Source organism: Endozoicomonas sp. SESOKO3, from assembly GCF_024606255.1.
The window spans coordinates 1-2,878 of the sequence record NZ_JAHHPR010000315.1 but is presented as its reverse complement, the minus strand read 5'-3'; the positions used below and the strand labels follow the sequence as shown (position 1 = coordinate 2,878).

Below are 2,878 nucleotides of genomic sequence, written 5' to 3'. Positions count from 1 at the left end.
AAAAGCCCGCAACGCTCGACTGGCAGAAGAGCTTGGCATTGAAGACTGGGATGATTGCCAGTCACTGGAAAAACAAGCCAGACTCATCAGTATAAAAATTCATGCAATCAACAAGGCGTTGGCCACAACAGGACAGCCTGAGGGAGAATCTATAGAAACAACACTGCCGGCTCTAGAACGCCAGCTCGGTATTATTAAAATCGATGAAAAAGATCTGGATGCCCGCTTTCAGTGCATTCAAGAGCGTCTGCGACAACACCCAGTTGAACCCTATGATGCTGTATTCCGGGAGACAATGGCTATCGCTGAACGTCAGCTGGGCCTGGTTCCTGAAAACGAAGATGACCTGGTAGCCCGTCAACGTGACATTCTTCAGGCCATTCAGCAGCAACACAAGCAGCGTATAGTTCAGATCTATGAACGGCTTCAGCACCAGAAAACCAGAAGAGATGCCGAAACCAAAGCCAGCTATGCAACCATTGCCGAACATTTAAACCTTCAGAATTTTGATCGCAATGTAGATATTGACGCTCAACTAAATCAACTGCTTCAAAGAATTGAGACACTGAATGCTCAACTACAGAGTAAACATATACTGAATCTTCAACAAAAAAACCTGTTTGACAGACTTCAGTCACTGAATACTCAGGGCACTACCCTCGGCAAAGATCAAGAACATTTGCTTCAGAAAATCCAGGCACTGAATGCTCAATGCTGCATGGAAGAACCTGACGTCAAAACCGAGCAAGATGGTCTGGCACTGATTTTACGTATCAGGCTGGATGAAGACAGCACCACGGAAGAAGACAATGCACTGAAAACAGCAATGTATCAGAGGTTCAGCAGTCTTCAATATCTGGAAGAAGAACTGAAAGACATCAGAACACCAGGCCACCCCAAAGCCATGCCTGTGGTACTGGAAAAACTGTCTGATGTGGAAAAAGCCCTTGATATGGATGACCTCAATAGTGAGGACGATGTGTATTACCGTCGCAACGTCATTTCTGAGGAAATTCAGACAAGGATGACAAAAGTCAGACAGCAGGAAGAGGAAGTGGCTCTGAAAATGCTGAAAACAGTAGAAGACATACTCAAAATAGAAGTCAATAATGGTGATGACAAAACCGCAAGGCTTGACAGGGTTCGTACAAAACTTGACAGCGGTGAGGTCTCAGAATCCACGGTCGATACGATAAAGCATTCACTCCGGAAAGAAGGCATCCTATTCAGGAGCCAGGCCGAGAACACAGAACTTCAGAACCTTCAAAGGAATCTTGACTTTTATGTCGAAAATGTGAGCAGCCGAGCCGCAACAAGACAGTCAAGTATACTCAAAATTATAGAGGACAAGCTGCACATCTACGACTTTGTCCGCGATGAGGCTGATGAAAAAGGCGGGGCTTTCGTGGCTAAACTGGCCAATGATCTGGGAATAATATTCAGAAGAAAAGCCTACCTGCCTGAAAAGAAGTATGTTCTTGAAAAGAATATTTTGGCATTAATGGAAGAAGTAGACGAAGCCTTTGGCGATGAAGATGTCAGAAGAAGCAGAAACAACGAAATCGCTCATCAACTCAACATTAAGTCCTATGAAGATGACGCCCGTATAAACGACCAGAATATTTTAATTAAAGAAAAACTCCAAGAGCTTTATGAAGAAGTTCCCAAAGTAGGTGTTACCACCGTTAATGAGCATATCGCAGCCATTGAAGGTGAGCTTGACAGACAAATGGCTCGCCTGGGACCTAAACCCCGATACGTTCTTGATCGCGAGGTAGCCAGCGCCAGACAAACAATACAACAAGCTGAAAGTGAACTGGCAGCCGTTCATCGCAGGCTGATTGCTGTTAGTGGCAAACACCTTTTATTTGCGGGTCAACCTGCTGACCTCCGGGATCTCCTGGATGAAGAGAACATGGCTCTCAATCAGGCAATGAAACAAGTTCAGATCGAGTTGGATCTGGCTGCTGTTGACGAACAAACCTCTGAGGAGCGATTAAGGGACTTCAGTCATTTCCTGCGGGGATACGGCAGAGAAAGACAAGGTGAAATCCTTAATGAACTGAATGCCAAAACAGGTCTGAGCATCCAGATAAAGGATGAATTCGGTTCAGTGGAAAACGCTCTTTACTGTATTGGCCTTGCCAATACAGATTCTCATGTTCAGAAAGAAGATAATGAAGCATTGGGTGAACTGTTTTTAGCCAAGAGAAAGTACTTTCAAATCAGGAAATTCGTAGATCAGCACTACATAAAAAGCAGTGATTTGGTGAATGCACAGATTGAACAGTGGAATGCAAAAGAAAAGCTGGAGCTTAAAGAAAAGGAGATGATCGATCCTGGCGACATCGATCAGAAAGCTAAAACCCTGCATATGAACGAAATGGACAGGCTGGGCTTAATCTTGAAGCAGGCAAGTGATGCTGTATCAAAAGCACAAAAAGCTCTGGTGGATCATCATGAAGCGGCGCTTGACGCCACTGAAGAAGCTGCGGGTCTCAAACCAGACTCCACTGACACCTGTGAACACCGGATTAGTGCCCTGCTAGAAAAACTTTTACAGCTGGGCGGGTATGATGGTAATGGCGGCAAGATCCGTCAACTGCTTAAGGAACGGCTTCACCTTAGAAGTGAGATTGGAGCCAGGAAAGCAGACATTGGGAGAATGAGGGAAGTCCTGAAGGCTGCAGAAAAAGCTGTCGAAAATGATGGCGGTCCCTTCCAGTTCTCGCCGAGACAGGTCAATGTTCTGGCCGATATGAACACCTTCACGCAGCAGCACTCTCTCAAGCAACAAGCTCTGGATGCCGCACTGGGTCTGACGGAATCAGCATTCAGCAGCGGTAAGACAATACCCTGCCTGACAACTTTCGATTTT

General features: G+C 45.6%; 1 protein-coding gene. It reads left to right on the top strand.

Annotated elements, in window-relative coordinates; genetic code table 11:
* The coding region (locus tag KDK18_RS05505) for a hypothetical protein (RefSeq protein ID WP_257253780.1) at positions 1 to 2,878 on the top strand (2,878 nt) is incomplete at both ends.